Genomic DNA, 19,826 nt, shown 5'->3' on the forward strand with positions numbered 1-19,826 from the left:
GCTCCCGTCCCTGCCCCTCACTGTCAACGGCAAGGTGGACCGGCGCGCGCTCCCCGCCCCCGAGCCCGCTCGCGGCGATGCCCTCTCCTTCGTCCCTCCGTCCACGCCCACCGAGGTCGCCCTCTGTCGCCTCTGGGCCTCGCTCCTCGACGTGGAGCGCGTGGGCCTCCACGACAACTTCTTCCACCTGGGCGGCCACTCCCTCCTCGCCACGCAGCTCGTCTCGCGCGTTCGTTCGGAGCTGGGCGCGGAGATCGCGCTGCGGGTCCTCTTCACCGGTCCCACGGTCGCGCAGTTGGCCCAGCACCTGGGCACGCTGGTTCCGGATGACGGGCCCCGCCCGGTGCCTCCACTGGTGCCCGCGCCTCGTGACCGTCCGCTTCCCCTGTCGTATGCGCAGGAGCGGCACTTCCGCTTCTTCCTCAGCGCCCCCACGTCGACGGCCTACAACATCCCTTCCGGCCACCGGATCCGGGGCCCGCTGAACGTCGATGCGCTGCGGAGCGCTCTGCAGGGCCTGCTCGAACGTCACGAATCCATGCGGGTGCTGATCTCGAAAGAGGACGGACAGCTCGTCCAGCGGGTCCTTCCCGCGGGCGACTTCCCGTGGCGCTACGAAGACCTGCGGGGTCAGCCCGACGCGGAAGCCGCGGCGTGGAAGCACATCCACGCGGAGGCCCAGACTCCGTTCGACCTCACGCGGGATCCCCTCGTGCGCGCCACGCTCCTTCGCGTGAAGGACGACGAGCACCTGTTCCTGCTCTGCATCCACCACAGCACTTCGGACGGCTGGTCCATGGGCGTCATCGCCCGGGAGCTGGGAGCGCTGTACGCGGCGCGGGCCCAGGGACGCGCCGCGGACCTCGCGCCCCTCGTCGTGCAGTACCCCGACTACGCGGTGTGGCAGCGCTCGTGGCTCACCGGCCCTGAGCTGGACCGACGCATGGCCTACTGGCGGCAGGCTCTCGCGGGGGCTCCCACCGAACTCAACCTGCCCACCGACCGGCCCCGGCCCCCGGTGCGCACGTTCAACGGCGTCCGGCGCCCGGTCCAGCTGGGCCGCGGTCGGAGTGACGCGCTCCACGCCCTGTGCCGGCGCGAACAGGTGACGCCGTTCATGGCGATGCTGTCCGCGTTCGGTGTGGTGCTCGCGCGCCGCTCCGGCCAGGAGGAAGTGGTCATCGGCTCGCCCATCGCGAACCGGCTCCTGCCGGAGCTGGAGCCGCTCATCGGCATGTTCGTCAACGGCCTGTGCCTGCGCGTCAGCGTGCGCGGCGCTCCGGGCTTCCGCACCCTGCTCCAGCGCGTGCGCGAGGAGACGCTGGGCGGCTACGCGCACCAGGAAGTGCCTCTCGACCAGGTGGTGGCGTCCCTGGGCGTCGAGCTGCCCGCGAACCGCTCCCCGGTGTTCCAGGCGATGTTCATCCTGCAGAACGCGCCAGAGGCGGAGTTCACGCTGCCCGGCCTCGCCGTGACGCCCATCGAGGTCAGCCGGGGCTCCGTCACCTACGAGCTGGCCCTATCGGTGACGGAGCTGGAGGACGGGTTCACCGGTGTCCTGGAGTTCAACACCGACCTGTTCGACGCCCACACCGCCGAGGGCCTCCACGCCGAGTTCCTCGGGGTGATCGACGCGGTGGTGGCGAACCCGGACCTGCCGATGGGGCTCGAAGCGCGAGCCCCCTGAAGTCCGCCGTCGCTACTTGTGCAGGGAGGCCGCGGCGACGTCCGCCGCGACCACCTGCACGGCGCGGGGGCGCTCGGCGAGGCGCAGCAAACGGAACAGCTCGCGCGACAGGTGCTCCACGGAGCGCCCGTCGTCCGCCACGGTGAGGACCACGTCGTAGTCGTCCCCCTCCGCGCCTCTAACGACCTGCGTGCGCGCGGTCAGCACCCCGGGCAGCATCATGGCCAGCCGCCGCACGGATGCCATGCTGATCTTCTCGCTGCCGCGCACGAGGAAGTCAGAGATGCGCCCCTGGAAGTACAGGTAGCCGTCCGCGTCGATATCGAACACGTCCCCCGTGGCCAGCAGTCGGGGGCCCTTCAGCGCATGCTGCTTCTCCCCCTCCACCAGGCCGATGCGGCGCTTCATCACCGTGTCGGAGGAGACGAACAGCTCCCGCTGTCCATCCGGCCCGCGCTCCACGAGCGACACCTGGGTGCCCGGCAATGGCAGCCCCACGGACGCGAAGCGGCGCTCCGGCTCCGCATGCGCCGCGAGCGTCGAGACGCGAGGCCCCGCTTCGGACAACCCATACGTGACGTACAGCTCGCCCCGAGGCCGCGCGTGCAGCAGCTGCTTCACGTGCTCCGGCGCGAGCACGTCTCCGCCCACGCCCAGGCAGCGCAGGCCGTCCGGGAACGGCTCGCCATGCTGGAGCAGGCTCCGCACGAGGAGCGGCGTCAGCGCGGACACGGTGATGCCCTGCTCGGAGAGCATGCGCAGGTACGCCGCGGGCTGGAACGGCGGGCCGCTGATGACCAGCTCCAGTCCCCTTCGCAGCGCGGAGAACGCCTGCGCGACCATCGAATACGAGTAGTACAGCGGCAGGGTCACCAGGGCGGTGTCCCCCGCGCGCAGCCCCACGGCGTCCGCGTGCCGATCCGCGTTGAGGAACAGCGCGCCCAGGTCGAACACGCAGCCGCTCGCGAAGCCGGAGGTGCCGGACGTGAGCAGCACCATCTCCCCGGGCCGTGCCCCTGGCTGCTCCGTGGATGGGAAGAGGGCCACCTCCGCCCCGCCCAGCGCGAAGCGCTCCACGCCTTGCGTGTGCGGCGCGGGGCTGCGCATGGCCACCAGGGCACGCGCCGGCAGCGCATCCACCAGCGACTGCTGCCGGCCCGCGGGCGAGGCAGGCGACACCAGGGCGGGGACGCCCCGGGCCGCGAGCACCGCGAAGACGTGGGCCAGGAGCCCCGCGCCGTTGGGCAGCGCGAGCAGCACCACGTCCCCCGGCCGCAGGCCCCGGGCCATCCACTCCGCCGCCAGGGTCGCCACGGAGCGGTCCGCGGTCGGGTGCGCTTCGGTCAGGTCGCGGATGCGATCCAGGAACGCCTGCACGGCGGTCAGCGGGACGCCCGCGAGCTCCAGGAGGGGTGCGGCCATGTTCACTCCACTCAGGGTTGGAGGGACCGCGCCACGGCGTCCACGTCGACGCCAGGCCCGGCTCCCCGCGACAGGACGACACAGCCCGCGCCCGGCGGCCGGCCTTCGATGGCAAGCACGGATCCGATGAGGGCCCAGTCCACGACACCGCGCGCAAGCCACGCGGCGGACAACGCCAGCGCGACCTCCACGCCTGACACCACGGGCATCGTCAGCGCGAGCGTCGGGCCGCGCAGCCCGTGGACGATGCAGGACAGGCCCGTAGGGGCGCTCGGCGTCGCGGCGGGAAAGCGCAGCGGGGACGCGAAGCCTCGCGCGGCATCGCTCGCCACCTGTGCCCACGTCTCGCGAGGACCCACCGCGCCCACCTGGATGAGCGAGCACCGGTCCGCGGCGCGTGTGAAGTCCTCACCCAGAAGCGAGGTCGCCTCCCCCACGGCCATGACCAGCGCCCAGGACAGCGGATCCGCGTAGCGCACGGAGGGCTTCCACCGCGCGGCATGGGGATTCGGCGCATCCGCGAACACCACCGCGCTGCCGCGCAGGGCCACCGCCAGGGAGGACGTCATCGCGGAACCTCGAAGACGAGCGACGTGTCGAAGCCACCGAAGCCCAGCGTCACGCTCAAACCCAGCCGCGCCGAATGCCGCGTCGGTGCGCCCACGGACAACGGACAGGGGAACTCCGGGTCCGGCTGCTCCAGACCGACGATGGGCGGAACGATGCCCGCGCGCAGGCCCAGGATGAGCGCCAGCGCCTCCATCGCGCCGGTGGCCCCCAGGCTGTGCCCGAACGCGCCCTTCGTCGCGAAGACGAGCGGGCCGCCGCTGGGACCGAACACGCTCCGGAACGCCTCGCGCTCCGCCCGGTCGTTCACCGGCGTCGCGGACCCGTGGCCGTTGACCAGTCCAATCTCCGCGGCGGCAACCCCCGCATCCGTCAGGGAGCGCTCCATCGCCAGACGGGCGCCCGCGGCCGCCGGATCCGGCGACGTCATGCTCGCGGCGTCATTGGCGGAACCCACGCCGCGCAGTCGCGCCAGCACGCGCGCCGACCGCCGCTCCGCGTGCGCCGCCGACTCCAGCACGAGGAACGCCGCGCCCTCGCCCAGCAACATGCCGTCATGCCGCGTGTCATAGGCCCGCGTGCGGGACGGAGACAGCGTGGACAGCGCCGAGTGCGCCAGCCGCTTGCTCGGCGTCAGGACGTCCACGCCGCCGCAAATACACACATCCGCGAGCCCCGCGCGCACGCACTCCGCGCCCACCAGCAGCGCATCCGAACCGGAGGAGCACGCGGTGGACAGCACCACGGGCGCGGCCTTCGCGCCCAGGGCCTCCACCACCGCCTCCGCCCACCGGTGCAGCGGAGCCTCCCGCTCGCCGTCGTCGTCCAGGTAGGCCCCCAGGCTGGTGCCCAGGACGAAGCGCGTGCGGGGCCCATCGCCGGGCAACCCCGCGTCCGCCAGCGCGTCACGCAGCGTCTCCAGCGCGAGCGCACGCAGCCGGTGCGCCGGGCCCGGCTCGATGTGCCCACGCTTGTGCCCCGCGGACGACCCGGCCTCCGCCGAGAGCCCGCTTCCGCCCGGAACGACCGCCGCCAGCGTGTTGCGCAGCCGGTGCGGCGAGGGAACGTCCACGAAGCCGTGCTCGCCCGCGAGCAACCTGCGCCACACGGCTTCCAGGCCGCTCCCGAGCGGGGTCGTCCACGCCGCCCCGGTGACGACGACGGGCATCACCACAACTGTTCGCCCAGGTCGGAGACCCGGGAGCGAACGAGGCTCGCGCGGAACGCCGCCACGCGGTGCGAGCCCACCATCGCCTTGCCCGTGAACTGGAACAGCCCTCCGGCCAGCCGGCTCGCCTGCACGCGCAGCAGCACCTGGTCCCCCGGCACGATGACCTTCAGGAAGCGCGCCTCCACGGAGCTGATGAGCGTCAGCTCGTCCTCGGCCAGCATCGACGTGCTCATCTGGTAGAGGATGATGCCCGCCTGCGCATTGGCCTGCATGAGGTGGCTGGCCGGGTAGACGGCCCGCTCCGGGAAGTGGCCGGCGATGCAGTCCAGGTTGCCGGAGATGGACATGAGCGCTTCCAGGAACTTCCCCGGCTCATGGTCCACGATGCGGTCCAGGTAGATCATCGGGTGGCGGTGCCGCAGCCACTGCTTCAGCGCGGTGAAGCCCAGGGTCTTGGGCGTGCGCTCCACTGCGTTCACGGCGCCAGCTTGAGCGCGCTGCTGAGGGACGGCGGTAGACATGCGGGCACTCCGTTCTCTTTGTTGACGACGGCGAGGTCCAGACTTCCAAAGGCAAGCAGCAGCGGTTCCGGCCCCGTGCCTTCGCGGTACAGCTTCACGCCCAGCTTCAAGCTCGCGGGCCCGACGTGCTCCACGGCGGGCACCATCACCAACCAGTCCTGGAAGCGCGCCGCGGCGCGGTAGCTGACGCGCAGCTCCCGCACCCGCAGGTCCAGGCCCTGGCCCGAGAGCACCTCCAGCCCGGCCCCCCGGCGCTCCAGCTCCTCCAGCCCCGCCGTCTCCAGGAGCGACGCGTAGCGGGAGAAGTGCACGACGCCGGATGCGTCCGTGTCCACGTGCTCCACCTTCCGGCGCAGCGCGGACTCGTTCACGACCCGGACTCCACGAACCTCTTCACGCCCCGCTGGAGGCGGGCCACCATCTCCTGGAGGTCGTCCTCCCCCGCGATCAGCGGCGGCGCGATCCGCATCGCCGGGAACAGGTAGCGCAGGCCCCGCGAGCGACGCCCCGCGCCGGCCATGAACTCCACGAAGATGCCCGCGTCGAGCAGCCGCGCTCGCAGCTTGCCCAGGCTCCCCGCCGCCTTCTCCGTCAGCTCGATGCCGTTCATGTAGCCCAGGCCCCGGACCTCCTGGAACACCTCCGGGAACGCCTGCGCCACGTCCTTGCGCAGCTGCGCGCGCAGCCCCTCGCCCAGCGGCCCCGTGCGCTCCACGAGCCCCTCGCCGTTCAGGTACTGGATGCCCGAACGCATCACCGCGCTTGTCAGGGGCCGCAGGTCGGACGTGGACACCGCGCCGCTGGAGCGCACCGACAGCTCACGCCGTGCGATGACCATGGACGTGGACACGACGCCCATGCCCAGGCTCTTGCCGATGACGGTGATGTCCGTGGGGATGGGCCCCTCCGCGTCCGTCATGCCGAAGAAGCGGCCCGTCTTCGCGAATGTGAGCACCTCGTCCGCCACCAGCAGCACTTCGTGCTCGCGGCAGAGCGTGGCCAGCCGGCGCAGGTAGCCCGCGGGAGGCACCAGGATGCCGGCGTCCCCCTGGATGGGTTCCACGAACACAGCCGCCAGCTTCCGCCCGTGCTCCGCGAAGAAGGACTCCAGGTGCTCGGCCTCGCCGAACGGCAGGAACCGCACGTCCAGGTCCTCCGTCGTGGGCAATGGCAATCCCAGCCGGTAGTGCCGGCGGTTGAGCAGGCTCGCCAGGCCCTGCGTCCACCCGTGCCACGCACCCTCGAACGCGAGCACGGTCTTCCGCTCCGCGCGCTCGGGCTTGGGCGCCATCCGCCGCCGGTCGAAGTTCGACTCCAGGACCAGCCTCAATGCCAGCTCCAGGCCCTCGGAGCCCGAGTTGCGGCCGCTCGCGTGGTACGCGTCCCCCGGGAAGCGATCCGCCCAGAGGCCCTGCGGGCCGAACAGCTCCTCCAAGAGCAGCGTGCGCTCCAGCGAGCCCAGCTCGTCGGTGACGTAGCCGGTGTGCTCCAGGCCGTCGCGCAGCGCCTCCTGCATCCGCGGATGGCCCGCGCCCAGGCACGCGCTCGCGTAGCCCCCGCTGGCGTCCAGCACTTCGACGACGCGGCCCGCGTCCGGCCCCTCCAGCGCCGCCATGTGCTGCACCAGGCCCTTGGCCCGAAGACAGACGAAAGGCAGACGCCCCCCGCCATAGTGGTCCATCTGCAACGCCATGCCGGCGCGCAGGCGGGCCACCTCCTCCGCCCCGAGCTTCTCCCCCGCGGCGGGCACCTTCACTTCGAGCCCCCCTGCTTCTGCTGGGCCTTGAGCTTCACGATGAGCGACGACAGCAGGTTGAGGGTGCGGAAGTTCTCCGTGTCGAAGTCCTCGTCGGAGATGCTCACGCCGAACTGGTCCTCGCAGATGACCCGCAGTTCCAGGAAGCCCACGGAGTCCAGGCCGACGACGGACTGGAGCCCGTCGTCCCCGCCAATCTGCTCCTCGGGAATCTCCACGAAGAGTTGGTTCGTCAGGATCTTCTTCAGGCTTCGCGAGACGTCTTCCTGCATGGCGGGCGTCCTCTCTTCAGGGGGTCGATGCTTCGGTTGGAATGCTCAAGGGGCCCACGGTCCCCTTCGTCACGCGCAGCAGCTCTTTCGGCGTCAGGCGCAGCAGCAGCTCCGGCCGCCCTCCGCCGCCGTACCCTTCGGGGTACTCGAGGACGGCCGCGTCCACGAACACGCGCAGCGGCCGGGGGTAGCCCAGGGGCGGCGTGCCACCCGGCGGATAGCCCGTGGCCTCCAGCGCCCGCTCGGCGCTCGCGAACGCGGCCTTGCGACAGCCGGCGGCGCGCGCCACCGCCTTGAAGTCCACGCGCCGGTCTCCCGGCAGCACGACAACGAGCACCTCGTCCGCGTCCGTCGTCAGCACCAGCGACTTGAAGATGCTGGCCACGGGGATGCCCAGCTCGCGCGCGGCGGCGGCGGCCGTCGTCATCGGCGTGGTCAGCGTCAGGAGGCGCGCGTCCACCTGCTCTCGCGCGAGGAAGTCGCTCAGGTCGGCCACGGCGTCACCCCGCCACCGTCAGGAGGAGCTTGCCGATGTTGCGATTGGCCTCCATCTCCGCGTGGGCCTCCACCACCGCCTCCAGCGGCCAGGCCCCGTGGATGACGGGCCGCAGCCCTCCGCGCGCCAGCACCTCCATCCACCGCTGCCGGAAGCGCGCGTTGACCTGCCGCTTCTCCACCATCGGCCGCAGCCGCAAGGACGAGCCCTTGAGCTGCAACCGGCGCTGGACGACGCGCAAGAGGTCCAACTCCGCCGCCATCCCATCCAGCAGCCCCACCAACACCAGACAGCCCTCATGCTTCAGCACGGAGAGGTTGCGCGACAGGTACGCGCCGCCCACGAAGTCCATCACCAGCTCCACGCCCTCGCCGCCCGTGCGTGACAGCACCTCCGCCACGAAGTCCTGGCGCCGGTAGTCGATGGCCGCATCCGCGCCCAGCCGCGTCAGCGCCTCCACCTTCCGGGGCGTGCCCACCGTGCACAGCGCCGTGGCGCCAATGTGTTTCACCATCTGCACCATCGTGGTGCCGATGCCGCTGGCCCCCGCGTGCACCAGCACCGTCTGCCCGGGCTTCAGCCCACCCAGCTCGAACAGCGTCTCGTTCGCGGTGAGACAGGACTCCGCGGTGGCCGCCGCCTCCTCGAAGCTGAACGCCTCCGGGATGACCAGGGCCATGTCCGCGTCCAGCAGGCAGAACTCCGCGTAGCCGCCACCCTCCACGACGCCGAACACGCGCTGGCCCCGCGTGAAGCCCTTCACGTCCTCGCCCCACGCCTCCACCGTGCCCGCGACCTCCACGCCGGGGATGGCGGATTGGCCCTCCGGCACGTGGTACACGCCCGCCCGCTGGAGCAGGTCCGCGCGGTTGAGCGCGGTGACGTGCACCCGCACGAGCAGCGCGTTGCCCGTGGGCACCGGCCGGGGAACCTCGCGCAGCTTCACCACCTCCGGGCCCCCGGAGCCTTCGTAGACGACGGCGCGCATGGGCTTCAGTACCCGGCCCTTTCGTCCACACCGCGCTCGCGCGTGGGCACGAGGAAGCTGCGCTCGAACGTGAGGAACACCTCGCCCGTGGACTTCAGCCCCTTGGTCTCGCAGGTGACGATGCCTTCGCCCTTGCGCTTCTCCGACAGGCGCTTGGCCAGGATGCGGCTCTCCGCGTACAGCGTGTCTCCGGCGAACACCGGGTGCGTGAGCCGGATGCGATCCCACCCCAGGTTCGCCAGGGCCCGGCCACTGGTGCTGCGCACGCTCATCCCGCACACCACGCTGAACGTCACCAGGCTGGAGATGAGCGGCCGCTCCCACGGCGTGTGCTGGCAATAGGCCGCGTCCAGGTGCAGCGGGGACGGGTTGAGGCTCAGCGTGTTCATCAGCACGTTGTCCGCCTCCGTCACCGTGCGGCCCGGGCGGTGTTCAAAGACATCCCCGACGGTGAAGTCCTCGAACGCGAAGCCCAGCAGCTCCCGGTAGCGCTGCGGTCCCACCTGCTTGTAGCCAGAGCCCTCCATGTCGTGTGTCCTCGCGCCCGGGCTTCAGAAGCCGGAGATGATGTCCTTGGCCGTCGCGCAGAACCGCGTCAGCTCGTCCGGCTCCATGTCCGCGCGCATCATCAGGCGCACGCCCGCCTCGCCCTTGGCCACCACGGGGAAGAACACCGCCGAGCAGTAGTAGCCCGCCCGGTACAGCTCCTGGGACAGGCGGACCGCCTTCTCCTCCTCGCCGACTTCAATCTTGCGGATGGGCATGCCGTTGCCCGCGTGCGCGGAGGGGAACTGGCTGTCGAAGTAGGAGATGTTCCGCGCGAGCTTGTCCTGGAGCTGCTTGAGCTCCGGGCTCTTGTGCAGCGCGATGCTCGCCAGCGACGAGCCAATGGACGGCACCTGGAGGTTCTGCGACCACGCCAGCGGGCCTGCGTTGCGGTTGAGGAAGTTGAACAGCTTCTCGCTGCCCAGCATGGCCACGCCGCCCGCGCTGCCGAACGCCTTCGCCAGCGACGCGACGATCATCGTCAGCGGGTTCATCTTCAGACGCGAGCGGACCCAGCCCTCGCCCTTCGCGCCGGTGATGGACAGCGAGTGCGAGTCGTCGAAGTACAGGAAGAGGCCGTACTTCTCCTGGAGCTGGAGCAGCCCCTCCAGCGCGGTGAGCCCGCCCATGGAGTAGGCGCCGTCCGCCACGTAGGCCACGCGCGGGTACTTCTTGCAGACGTCCTCCAGGTAGTTGAGGTCGTTGTGGGGGCTGGTCAGCACCAGGCTCTCATCCCCGACGATGGGCTTCACGTACGCCATGGAGAAGTGACAGAAGCGGTCGAACACCATCACGCGCGGCTGCCCGTCCTCGGTGAGATGCCCGGACGCGAGCAGCGGCAGGATGCCCGCCGTCAGCGCGGTACACGACGCGGCCGGCAGAGACGGACAGCCGTACAAATCCCGGAGCCCCTCCTCCAGCCGCGCCATCAATCCCAGACGGATGCGCAGCGTGGAGAGCGCCAGTCCAATGGTGCCCTCCTCGCGCAGCGCGCGGATGGCGCCGTCGAGGATGGCCGGGTGGTGGTTGAGGCCCAGGTACGAGCACGAGCACAGCACCGTGAAGGCGTGCTGGGTGGCCCGGTCGATGAGCCGGTTGTTCGACTCGAAGTCCACCTTGAGGTTGATGAGGCCGTGGTCCTCGGCCTGCTGCCAGCCAGCGTCACCCAGGCCGACGAACTTCTCGTTGTTGCGGTAGCGCCGGGGGCCCAGGATGCTCTCGGGAATGCTCGTTGCCATGCGGACTCCTCCTGCGCGGGGGGATGGGACGACTGGGGATGCTTGAGAGGCAGGGACGCTCAGCCTTCGGTGGGGCCGAAGTCCTCGAGCGTGCGCTTCGCCGCTTCGATGAAGGGCGTGCCCACCATGGCGCCGTCGACGACGCAGATGTTCGCGTCCCGGGCCTGGCTCTCCGCGACGATCTTCCGCGCCTTCTGCAGGGTGCGCTCGTCCGGGGAGAAGGCCTTGTTGATGATCTCCACCTGGTGCGGGTGGATGGCCGCCTTGCCGCTGAAGCCCATGCCCCGGGCCAGCGCGGCCTCTTTGCGCAGCCCCTCCAGGTCGCTCATGTCGAACAGGGGCGAGTCCACCACCTGGAGGTTCGCGGACCGCGCGGCCGTCACCAGCCGCGCTCTCGCGTAGAGCATGGGCTCCCAGGTGAGCGCCGCGCCGATGCTGAAGGAGAAGTCCGCCGACCCGAACACCAGCGCCTTCAGCCGGGGCGTCGCCGTCACGATGGCGCCAATGTTCTCCAGCCCGCGCGGCGTCTCCACCAGCGCCAGCAGGTCCACGTGCGCGCACTCCGGGCCCAACGCCTGTTCGACGATCTCCAGGTCGCGCGGTGACTCCACCTTGGGCACCATCACCACGTCAGGCTTCGCCGCGTACGCGCGCAGGGCCAGCAGGTCTCTCAGGCCCTCGTGCCGCGTCACCGAGTTGATGCGCACCGCCCGGCGGCTGTCTCCCACGCGCGGCGCCAGGAAGAACGCCTCCGCGTGCTGCCGGGCCGCGTCCTTGTGCGCCGCCGCGACGGAGTCCTCCAGGTCCACCAGGCTGATGTCCGCGCCGGACTGCTGCCCCCGCGCGAAGCGATCCACCGCCAGAGCCGGAGTGAACAGGATGGAGCGGCAATAGCGGGTGAAGCGCATGCGGGCCTCCAATCAGTGAATGACTGGGTACCCCTGGATTCCAAACACGTCAAGCATTGGAGCAATGATTCGCATCCGTGACCTTGACGTGTCATTGGAACGTATTGGTATGTCTTTGAATGTGGAACGACGTTGCGCGATGGAAAAGGCAACACTCCGCGCGTGGGTGGTGCCAGACCTCCGGAGTGCGTCAAGCGCGGCGCGTCACGCCGGAGGTCGCGGCAATCCCATACGTGCAAACCAGTACGGCCCTACCCCTGCGCGGGGACGGGCGCGTTGACGGGCTCGGGCGGCTCCACCGCGGGCTTCACGATGAGCTGCGCAAGCGTGGGGCGCCGGGGCTTCTCGAACAGGGGCAGCTTCACGGGCTTCCCGGTGCGCGCGGACTCCTGCAACGCGACGATGACGCGCACGTCCGCCAGGCCCTCGATGCCGTTGGGCTCCGGCTCCTGGTCCTCCAGCACGCACCGCGAGAAGTAGATGAGCTCCGGGGCGAACTGGTCGCTGTTCTTGAAGGTCCGTGTCTCCGTCTTGCCGCCCACCGTGAGCAGGTGCTCGATGTCGGTGCCGTACCCGAAGCCGTGCTGCACCAGCAGGTCCCCTTCGGTGCCCACCAGCCGGTAGCTGGACACCGCGGACGCCTCATGGCTGATGCCGAACTGGGCCACCCGCCCGTTCGGGAAGCGCATCAGGGCGAACGCCGTGGCGTCCACGCCGTGGAAGCGGCCGTCCCCTCCGCTCATGAACGCGAACACCTCGCGGGGCTCGTCGCGGAACAGGTGGCGCGCGGCGTTGATGGGATACGGCCCCTCGTCCAGGAGCGCCCCGCCCCCCAGCTCCGTGCTCGTCCGGATGTCGCCCCCGCGCACCTGCTGCGTCAGGAGCGCGGTGAGCATCCGCGGGTCGCCCAGCTTCCCGGAGCGCACCAGTTCGATGGCCTGGAGGTTCGCCTCTTCAAAATGCAGCCGGTAGGCGATCATCAGCTTCACGTCGTTGTCATTGGTGACGCGGATCATCGCCTCGCAGTCCTCCACCGAGGTCGCCATCGGCTTCTCGCAGAGGACGTGCACCCCCACGCGCGCGGCCCGCTCGGTGAAGCCGCGGTGCATCGTGTTGGGCAGCACGATGTAGACCGCGTCCGCCTGCGATTCGCGCAGCACCTGCTCGTACTCGCCGTAGTCGCCCACGTGCTCGACGCCGTACTTGCGTTTGAGCACGTCCCGCTTCTCCTTGTCGGAGGAGATGATGGCGACGAGCTCGGAGTTCTCCGCGTGCTGGAAGGCGGGGAGGATCGCCACCTGCGCCAGGTTTCCCGCCCCCACCACCGCGTAGCGCACCCGCCTGGAAGTCCCCTGCTGAGCCATCGTGCATCCCCCATCGTGATTCCCTACGCTGGTGACGCGCTCCGCCACCCCGCAAGCCGTGGGCAGGCCTCCGGAGCGAGGTCCGCACGACCGCCGGGCAGGAGGGCAGGCCCACCCCCCGTGTGCTATGGCGAGAGTGTGCACGCACACTCCTGCTCCTTGCCGCTGCTGGGTCTCCTGATGATGTCCGCCTGCGCGACGCCCTTTGAAGACACGGGGGACGTCCGCCCGGACGCGGGGGCCGGGGATTACGATCTCCCCTCCATCCCCTACACGGTGGACGCGGGCGCCCCGCTCGACGCGCCCCGGGAGACCTGGACGTTCGTGCCGGTCCCCGAAGCCCACTGCGCGAACGGGTCGTCCACGGGCATGGCCGTCAACCTGACGGATCGCTCCAAGCGGGTCCTCGTCTTCCTCGCGGGGGGTGGAGCGTGCTGGGAGGCGGCCGCCTGCGCGCTGGGCACGGCCACCCACATCACCGACACGATGGGCGCGGACCCCGTGCTCGCCGAGGCCCAAGGGGCGGATCTGGCGGTGTTGTTCGACCGCGACAACCCCCAGAACCCGTTCCGCGACGCGAGCTTCGTCTACGTCCCGTACTGCACGGGCGACCTCCACGCGGGCACCCGCGTCCAAACCTACGACTGGTTCGGCCCGAAGAACGTCGAGCACGTCGGCGCGCGGAACATGGACGCGTACCTGCGGCGGCTCCAGCCGACCTTCCCCGAGGCCGACCGCGTCTGGCTCGCCGGGATCAGCGCGGGCGGCTACGGGGCGACGTTCAACGCCTGGCGCGTGCAGAAGGCCCTGCCGTGGGCGCGAGTGGACGTGCTGAACGATTCAGGGCTCATCATCGACACCGCGGGCGATGGCCGCTACGGCACCATGCGCGCCAGCTGGGGCTTGGAGTTCCCTCCGGGATGCACCGGGTGCGACGCGGGCCTGTCAGCCGTGCTCGGCGCCTCCGCGCGCCTGCTCACCGCCCCCCGGCGCTACGGGATGCTCGGCTACCTCCAGGACGGCACCATCTCCCGCTTCTTCGGACTCGACGGCGCGCAGGTGCAGGCCCGCCTGGAGGCGGCCCGCGCCTCGGCGGCGCCGAACGTGAAGACCTTCTACCTGCCAGGCAATCCGCACGTGCTCCTGGCCCAACCGGATGCCGCGACCGGCGCGGGCCTCACCGTGCGCGCGTGGCTCCAGCAGTTCGCGGGAGAGGATCCGGCCTGGAGCCACGCCGGCCCCTGAGCAGGTGGGCTTCCGGCACCTCCACCCCGGCCCATGGGAGACTGCGCGCCATGCCCCTCAAGACCCTGCTCGCCCGCCTTGGCGTTGGCAGTGCCCGGGTGGACACCCGCCTGGAGCACGACACCGTGCGCGCCGGAGGGGACCTGCGCGGCGTGGTCCACGTCCAGGGCGGCCACACGCCCCAGCGCATCGACCGCATCGAGCTGCACCTGATGGCGCAGTACCTCCAGCGCGACAACGACCGCCTCAGCGCGCTCAACGCCGTGGTGCGCTCGTGGCGCATCGCGAACCCCTTCACCGTGGAGCCCCGGGAGGAGAAGGCGCTGCCCTTCTCCCTGCGGCTGCCCGTGCACACCCCCATCACCGAGCGCGGCTCGCCCGTGTGGCTCAAGACGGCGTTGGACATCGACCACGCGCTCAACCCGGAGGACAGCGACCGGATCCACGTCCTGCCCCACCCCTCCCTGCAGACCGTCATCGACGCTGGCCTGTCCCTGGGCCTCCAGTGGCGCAACGCGTACTGCGAGGCAGGGCCCCCGTTGGGGCGCGACGAACCCTTCGTCCAGGAGCTGGAGTTCCACACCGGCCCGTCGTGGAAGGGGCCTCCGCGCACCCTCGCCCTGCTGCCGTTCCCCCGGGAGGACGGCCTGGAGCTGATCCTCGACATCGACCGGGGACCCCGGGGCCTCACGTCCCTGCTGGAGGGCCTGGCCCTGGAGGGGGGCCGCCGCCACAAGTGGCTGCTGTCCCAGGCCGACCTGTCCCGGGGGGTTCCCGCCGTCGCGGAAGTGTTGGCGTCCCACCTGGGCGCGGGAGCCTGAAAGCCGGAAGGCCCGGCGCGCTTTCAGGTCGTGAACGCACCCGACGTCGCGAGTCCGACGCCGGGGCGTGAAAGTGGTATAGGCCGCCGTGTGAAAGCTCCCCCGCCTCCCGCCACTGATAACCCCACCTTCGACTCGCTCGGGCTCAAGCCCGAACTGGTCGAGGCGTTGACCTCCCTCGGCTACGAAGAGCCCACGCCCATCCAGGCCGCCGCGCTCCCGCCGTTGCTCGCCGGCAAGGACCTGCTCGGCATCGCCGCCACCGGCACCGGCAAGACGGCCGCGTTCGCGCTGCCGCTGCTCCAGCACCTGACGGCCGGCGCCGCCACGCCCCACAGCACCTCCGCGCTGGTGCTCGTGCCCACGCGCGAGCTGGCCATGCAGGTGTCCGAAGCCATCCACCGCTACGGCACGAAGCTGGGCGTCAGCGTGCTCCCCCTCTACGGCGGTCAGGAGATCGGCCGGCAGCTGCGCGTGCTCAAGCGCGGCGTGGACGTCGTCGTCGCCACGCCGGGCCGCGCGTTGGACCACCTGCGCCGCAAGACGCTGAAGCTGGACAACGTCCACACGGTCGTCCTGGACGAAGCGGACGAGATGCTCGACATGGGCTTCGCGGACGACCTGGAGGCCATCCTCTCCGAGACGCCCGAGAAGCGGCAGACGGCGCTGTTCTCCGCCACCCTGCCCCCGCGCATCGCGAGCATCGCGGAGCGCCACCTGCGCAACCCGGAGCGCGTGCGCATCGCCAAGGAGAAGCTGGAGGCCGGGGAGATGCCCCGTGTCCGGCAGACGGCCTACATCGTCCCGCGCGCGTTCAAGATCGCGACGCTGGGGCGGGTGCTGGACCTGGAGTCCCCCACCGCCGCCATCGTGTTCTGCCGCACGCGCACGGAGGTGGATGAGCTCACCACGTCCCTCAACGGACGCGGCTGGCGCGCGCACGCCCTGCACGGCGGCATGAGCCAGGAGCAGCGCGACCGCGTCATCAAGCAGTTCAAGTCCCAGCAGGCCGACCTGCTCATCGCCACCGACGTCGCGGCGCGAGGCCTGGACATCCCCCGGCTGTCCCACGTCGTGAACTTCGACGTGCCCAACGCGCCGGAGGCCTACGTGCACCGCATCGGCCGCACCGGCCGCGCGGGCCGCGAGGGCGTGGCGATCACCCTGCTGGAGCCCCGCGAGCACCGGCTGCTGCGCAACATCGAGAAGCTGACCGGCCAGCGCATCGAGGTCTCCGCGGTCCCCACCGTGTCGGACCTGCGCGCCCGCCGCCTGGAGATGATGCGCTCGTCGCTGCGCGAGGCGCTCGTCGAGGGCGAGCTGGAGGCCTTCCGCGGCATCGTGGAGGACCTGTCCGGCGAGTTCAGCGTCATGGACGTGGCCGCCGCCGCGGTGAAGCTGCTGCAGGAGAAGGAGGACGAGGGCAAGGACGCCGCGGAGCAGGACATCCCGCAGGTGTCGGCCCCGTCGGCCTCGTCGTCGGAGCGGCGCTTCCCCCCCCGCTCGGGTCCCCCGGGCCGGGGTGGAGACCGTCCCGACCGCGCGCCCCGACCCCGGACCGAGCGGACCGAGCGGACCCCCGAAGCGGGCGGTGAGCGTCCCGAGCGCCCTGCCCGTCCGCCGCGCGCGCCGGAGTGGAACGTCACGCGGCTGTTCATCGGCGCGGGCCGCACCGCGGGCATGCGGCCAGCGGACCTCGTGGGTGCCATCGCCGGCGAGGCGGGGCTCGACTCCTCGCGCATCGGCGCGATCCACATCGCGGATATGTACTCCATCGTGGAGGTGCCGGAGCCGGATGCGGCCCGCATCATCTCCGCGCTGAAGGGCGCCACGCTGCGCGGCAAGAAGGTCTCCGTGCGCCGCGACACCCGCGACTGAGCCGGGACCGCCTTCACCGGCCCTGTCACCGGAGCCGGTGGGGGGGCCGGTGGAAGCGGGACTTCAGGGCGCGCCCCGGTCCACGCCGGGCGCGCGGCCCAGCAGCAACGGCGACGCGAGCCGCCCTTCCGGGTGCATGCGCAGCAGCGTGTGGATGACGCCGCCCAGCCCCGTCATCAGCCCTGGTGAGAAGGCGTCCCGGGCCAGCCCCATCACCGGGCCCCGCGCCTCCAGGCTGGTGAGCACCTCCGCATCCAGCACCTCGCGGTCCGGCCCCTGCGGATCCGGCGCGAGCCGCCGTCCCGCCTCCAGCAGCTCCCACAGCCCCAGGTCGCCATGGCACAGGGTGTGGGTCCAGCCGAAGCCCTCGCGCACGCCCGCGATCCGGGCGCGCTGGTAGAGGTCCAGGTAGCGGGCCGTGCCGGTGCGCGCGAAGAGGTCCGCCGCCGCCAGCCCGATGCCCGTGCTCCCGTGGCACCAGGTCGTCAGCTGATCCGTCGCGTCGGGGCGCCGCACGTCCATCCAATGCCCGGACTCCGGACGGTACAGGCCGTCCACGAAGTCGAAGGCGCGCTCGGCCAGGCCCCGCCACCGCCGCCGGTCCGCGGGGCTGCCCGCCGCGCTCAGCCCCAGCCGCGCCAGCGCCCAGCCGATGCCCACCGTGCCGTGGGCGAAGCCGCCAATGGGTTCGGGGAACAGCGACGTCGCCCACCGGGCATCGCCCCCCACGCTCCGCACGGTGTCCTCCAGGCGCCGACCCGCGTGCGCGGCGACGTCCAGCCACTGCGCCTCGCCCGTCTGATCCACGAGGTTGAGCAGCGGGACGATGACGCCCGCCACGCCGCCCAGCACCTCCAGCAGCCGGTCCTCGTCGAGCATCGCCGGAGTCAACGCCGCCGCGCGCTCGCAGGCCCGCTCCAGGGCCCCGGGGACCGCGTCCAGGTCGTGCAGCGTGGACCAGAGCCACACCTGGGACGCGAGCCCGGAGAAGCCACCGGGCTGCTTCACCGTCACCCGCTCCTCCGTGGCCCGCAGCACCGCGAGGGCGCCCTCCAGCGTCTCCGCCACCTCCTCCACCGGATCCGCCCGCCCGTGGCGCACCTCGTGCTGGTACTGGGCCAGGCACACCGCGACCCCACCCTGCCCGCTGTACAGGTCGGCGGAGAGGGGCCGCACCGCCCAGCCGAACTCGGCGAGCACGGGGCTGATCCACGTCACGGAACCGTCCGGTCCGCGCACGGCCGAATCACACACGCGGCGCATCAGCCCGGACAGCTGCGCGCGGCGCCGCGAGTCCAGCCGCTCCCGCCGTGACGGCATGGCTGGTGCGGCGACGCGCGGAGGCACGGTCTGCTCGTTGAGGTACGCGCTGACCAGGGCGCCCTGGATGGTCAACTCCTCCAGCGCCACGTCCACGGAGCGCCAGGTCGTCACCGCCGCGTCGAGCAGCGACCGGGACACGGGCACGGTGAACACGGGCGTGTCCCCGGAGCACAGGTCGGCGATCTCCTCGTCGATGACGGGCAGCGAGGACGGAGCCCCTGGCGCCACGTCGGCGTTGCGGCGCATCACGTCCCGCGCCCGCGCGTTCGCCCCGCGCGCGTCGTGCAGCGAGGCCGGGTGCCAGAGCATGCGCTGCAGCTCCGCGTAGGTCTGCGTGGGCCGCAGGATGCGGCGGACGACCGCGCCCGCGAACGGCTCCAGCAGCGGGCGCAGCTCGCCCTGCGCGTCCAGCGCCTTGAGCCGGGCGGTGAGCTCGTGAAAGCCCTCGACGACCTGGGGCCAGTAGCGCGCGAGCACGGGCTCCGGGCTGGGGTGGTTCTTCAACCGGGGGCGCTCCAGGAGCGTCATCGCCAGGTGCGCCCCGTCGGTGCCGCCGCCGACGATGGTGGGCACGGACATGAAGGGCTGTTGCCCCGGCAGCGATCCGGCCGCGGAGATGTCCAGGCCGCCCAGCCCCGGGCCCGCGCTGCGAACGGGGAGCAGGCCGGTGCGCAGCACGGTGCCCCGGATGGCCTTCGCGGCGCGGTCCACCGCCAGCCCGCGCCCCGACAGCGGCATGGGGGGATCCGGCATGAAGAGGCTCTCCACGTCCACCACCACGGGCACCGGCCCGTTCGCGATGAGGTTCTCCGAATGGAGATCCGTGCCGCCCAGCAGCCGCATCACGCCCAGCCAGTGCCCCAGGTTGCGGTAGAAGCGCGTGAGCTCGGCTTCGCCCTCGCAGGGGCGGTGATCCACGAACTCCGCCCAGCCGTAGCCCGGGCGTACCAGCACCTCGGGCACGCGGATCCGGGTACCCGGGGGATCCAGGATGAGCAGCCGCTCCAGCATCCCGTCCAGGGCGCGGTCCACGCGCAGGCACCGGGGCTTGTACAGCACCGAGCCGCCTTCCAGCTCCAGCAGCGCCACCGTCTGGCCGCCCCGGTGGGTGTCCCCTTCCCCCAGCCGCAGGCGCTTGAGCGCACCGCGAGGATGGCCGGGCAGCGAGGCCAGGGCCTCCCGGTCCGCGATGAACCGGTCCACGAGCCGCAGCACCGCCTGCGACTGGAGCCGGCCCACGGTGGCCAGCCGTTCAAGCAGCGGCGGATAGCGTCGGCGCAGGTGCGCGTGGAACTCCGGCGTGCAGGCCCGGTCGATGAACTGCGCCCACCGCCCCTCCGGATTCACGGCGTCGAGCCGCTCCTCCATCACCGCCGCGTGCAGCTCCAGCAGCAGCACCCGGTTGAGCTTGCGTTGCGCGCTGAAGCCCAGGTGTTCCCGGCCCGCGTGGTCCACCACGTCGCGCTCGGCGGCGGTGAGCCCTTCGGTCCGGGACAACCGCGCCGACATCGCCTCCAGGTGGGGCGCCAGCAGGGCGTTCACGGGGCGAGAGAGCCACCCGTCAGGAGGGACTTCGACGGCCATCGACGCTTCCTCGTGGACCATGCGGGGACTCCCTGGGGG

The 19,826-nt window shown here is 71.6% G+C and carries 18 protein-coding genes; 4 read left to right on the forward strand and 14 right to left on the reverse strand.

All coding sequences use genetic code 11. From position 1 onward, the window contains the following. A partial coding sequence (locus D7V97_RS21115) for a condensation domain-containing protein (protein WP_233583028.1) occupies positions 1-1,687 on the forward strand: 1,687 nt, incomplete at its 5' end. 12 nt (positions 1,688-1,699) lie between these two features. Here D7V97_RS21115 and D7V97_RS21120 read toward each other — a convergent pair. The 13 genes from D7V97_RS21120 to D7V97_RS21180 form a co-directional block, all read right to left on the reverse strand. Then, positions 1,700-3,109 carry a class I adenylate-forming enzyme family protein gene (locus tag D7V97_RS21120; protein ID WP_120612457.1) on the reverse strand — a complete coding sequence of 470 codons (1,410 nt, stop codon included), beginning with the start codon at positions 3,107-3,109 and terminating at the stop codon, positions 1,700-1,702. An 11-nt stretch (positions 3,110-3,120) separates the two neighbouring features. Beyond that, a complete protein-coding gene (locus D7V97_RS21125) occupies positions 3,121-3,678 on the reverse strand; it encodes a coronafacic acid synthetase (RefSeq protein WP_120612458.1) in 558 nt (185 codons plus the stop codon). Next, on the reverse strand, positions 3,675-4,844 hold the full coding sequence (locus D7V97_RS21130) for a beta-ketoacyl-[acyl-carrier-protein] synthase family protein (RefSeq protein ID WP_233583029.1): 1,170 nt from the start codon (positions 4,842-4,844) through the stop codon (positions 3,675-3,677). The genes D7V97_RS21125 and D7V97_RS21130 overlap by 4 nt, the downstream gene beginning before the upstream one ends. Then, positions 4,844-5,368 carry a 3-hydroxyacyl-ACP dehydratase FabZ family protein gene (locus tag D7V97_RS21135; RefSeq protein WP_120612460.1) on the reverse strand — a complete coding sequence of 175 codons (525 nt, stop codon included), beginning with the start codon at positions 5,366-5,368 and terminating at the stop codon, positions 4,844-4,846. Before D7V97_RS21135 ends, D7V97_RS21130 begins: the two co-directional genes overlap by 1 nt. Continuing rightward, positions 5,323-5,739 carry a thioesterase family protein gene (locus tag D7V97_RS21140; protein WP_120612461.1) on the reverse strand — a complete coding sequence of 139 codons (417 nt, stop codon included), beginning with the start codon at positions 5,737-5,739 and terminating at the stop codon, positions 5,323-5,325. Before D7V97_RS21140 ends, D7V97_RS21135 begins: the two co-directional genes overlap by 46 nt. Beyond that, positions 5,736-7,124, reverse strand: coding sequence for an aminotransferase class III-fold pyridoxal phosphate-dependent enzyme (locus D7V97_RS21145; protein WP_120612462.1), 1,389 nt, complete (start codon positions 7,122-7,124; stop codon positions 5,736-5,738). Before D7V97_RS21145 ends, D7V97_RS21140 begins: the two co-directional genes overlap by 4 nt. Continuing rightward, complete coding sequence (locus D7V97_RS21150) at positions 7,121-7,396, reverse strand: acyl carrier protein (RefSeq protein WP_120612463.1); 276 nt, start codon at positions 7,394-7,396, stop codon at positions 7,121-7,123. Before D7V97_RS21150 ends, D7V97_RS21145 begins: the two co-directional genes overlap by 4 nt. Before the next feature lie 16 nt (positions 7,397-7,412). Next, the gene (locus D7V97_RS21155) at positions 7,413-7,892 is read right to left on the reverse strand and encodes an aminoacyl-tRNA deacylase (RefSeq protein WP_233583031.1); all 480 of its coding nucleotides are present in this window, start codon (positions 7,890-7,892) and stop codon (positions 7,413-7,415) included. Between the two features lie 4 nt (positions 7,893-7,896). After that, the gene (locus tag D7V97_RS21160) at positions 7,897-8,880 is read right to left on the reverse strand and encodes an NAD(P)H-quinone oxidoreductase (protein WP_120612464.1); all 984 of its coding nucleotides are present in this window, start codon (positions 8,878-8,880) and stop codon (positions 7,897-7,899) included. A 5-nt stretch (positions 8,881-8,885) separates the two neighbouring features. After that, positions 8,886-9,407 carry a MaoC family dehydratase gene (locus D7V97_RS21165; RefSeq protein ID WP_120612465.1) on the reverse strand — a complete coding sequence of 174 codons (522 nt, stop codon included), beginning with the start codon at positions 9,405-9,407 and terminating at the stop codon, positions 8,886-8,888. Between the two features lie 24 nt (positions 9,408-9,431). Beyond that, positions 9,432-10,664: an aminotransferase class I/II-fold pyridoxal phosphate-dependent enzyme gene (locus tag D7V97_RS21170; protein WP_120612466.1), complete on the reverse strand. Its 1,233-nt coding sequence runs from the start codon at positions 10,662-10,664 to the stop codon at positions 9,432-9,434. A 59-nt stretch (positions 10,665-10,723) separates the two neighbouring features. Next, a complete protein-coding gene (locus tag D7V97_RS21175; protein WP_120612467.1) occupies positions 10,724-11,572 on the reverse strand; it encodes a CoA ester lyase in 849 nt (282 codons plus the stop codon). Between the two features lie 251 nt (positions 11,573-11,823). After that, positions 11,824-12,936 carry a Gfo/Idh/MocA family protein gene (locus D7V97_RS21180; protein WP_120612468.1) on the reverse strand — a complete coding sequence of 371 codons (1,113 nt, stop codon included), beginning with the start codon at positions 12,934-12,936 and terminating at the stop codon, positions 11,824-11,826. A gap of 180 nt (positions 12,937-13,116) precedes the next feature. Between D7V97_RS21180 and D7V97_RS21185 the strand changes: the two genes are divergently transcribed. The 3 genes from D7V97_RS21185 to D7V97_RS21195 all read left to right on the forward strand — a co-directional run bounded on the left by D7V97_RS21185 (position 13,117) and on the right by D7V97_RS21195 (position 16,880). After that, entirely contained in the window at positions 13,117-14,181 is a 1,065-nt protein-coding gene (locus D7V97_RS21185; protein ID WP_147444907.1) for a pectin acetylesterase-family hydrolase, read from the forward strand. A 50-nt stretch (positions 14,182-14,231) separates the two neighbouring features. Next, entirely contained in the window at positions 14,232-15,002 is a 771-nt protein-coding gene (locus D7V97_RS21190) for a sporulation protein (RefSeq protein ID WP_158623424.1), read from the forward strand. 90 nt (positions 15,003-15,092) lie between these two features. Continuing rightward, the gene (locus D7V97_RS21195; protein WP_120612470.1) at positions 15,093-16,880 is read left to right on the forward strand and encodes a DEAD/DEAH box helicase; all 1,788 of its coding nucleotides are present in this window, start codon (positions 15,093-15,095) and stop codon (positions 16,878-16,880) included. A gap of 63 nt (positions 16,881-16,943) precedes the next feature. On the opposite strand, the gene D7V97_RS21200 is transcribed toward D7V97_RS21195, so the two are convergent. After that, entirely contained in the window at positions 16,944-19,787 is a 2,844-nt protein-coding gene (locus tag D7V97_RS21200) for a type 2 lanthipeptide synthetase LanM family protein (protein WP_233583033.1), read from the reverse strand. Positions 19,788-19,826 lie beyond the last annotated feature (39 nt).

It is taken from the genome of Corallococcus sp. CA053C (assembly GCF_003611675.1).
In the GTDB taxonomy this organism is placed as follows: domain Bacteria; phylum Myxococcota; class Myxococcia; order Myxococcales; family Myxococcaceae; genus Corallococcus.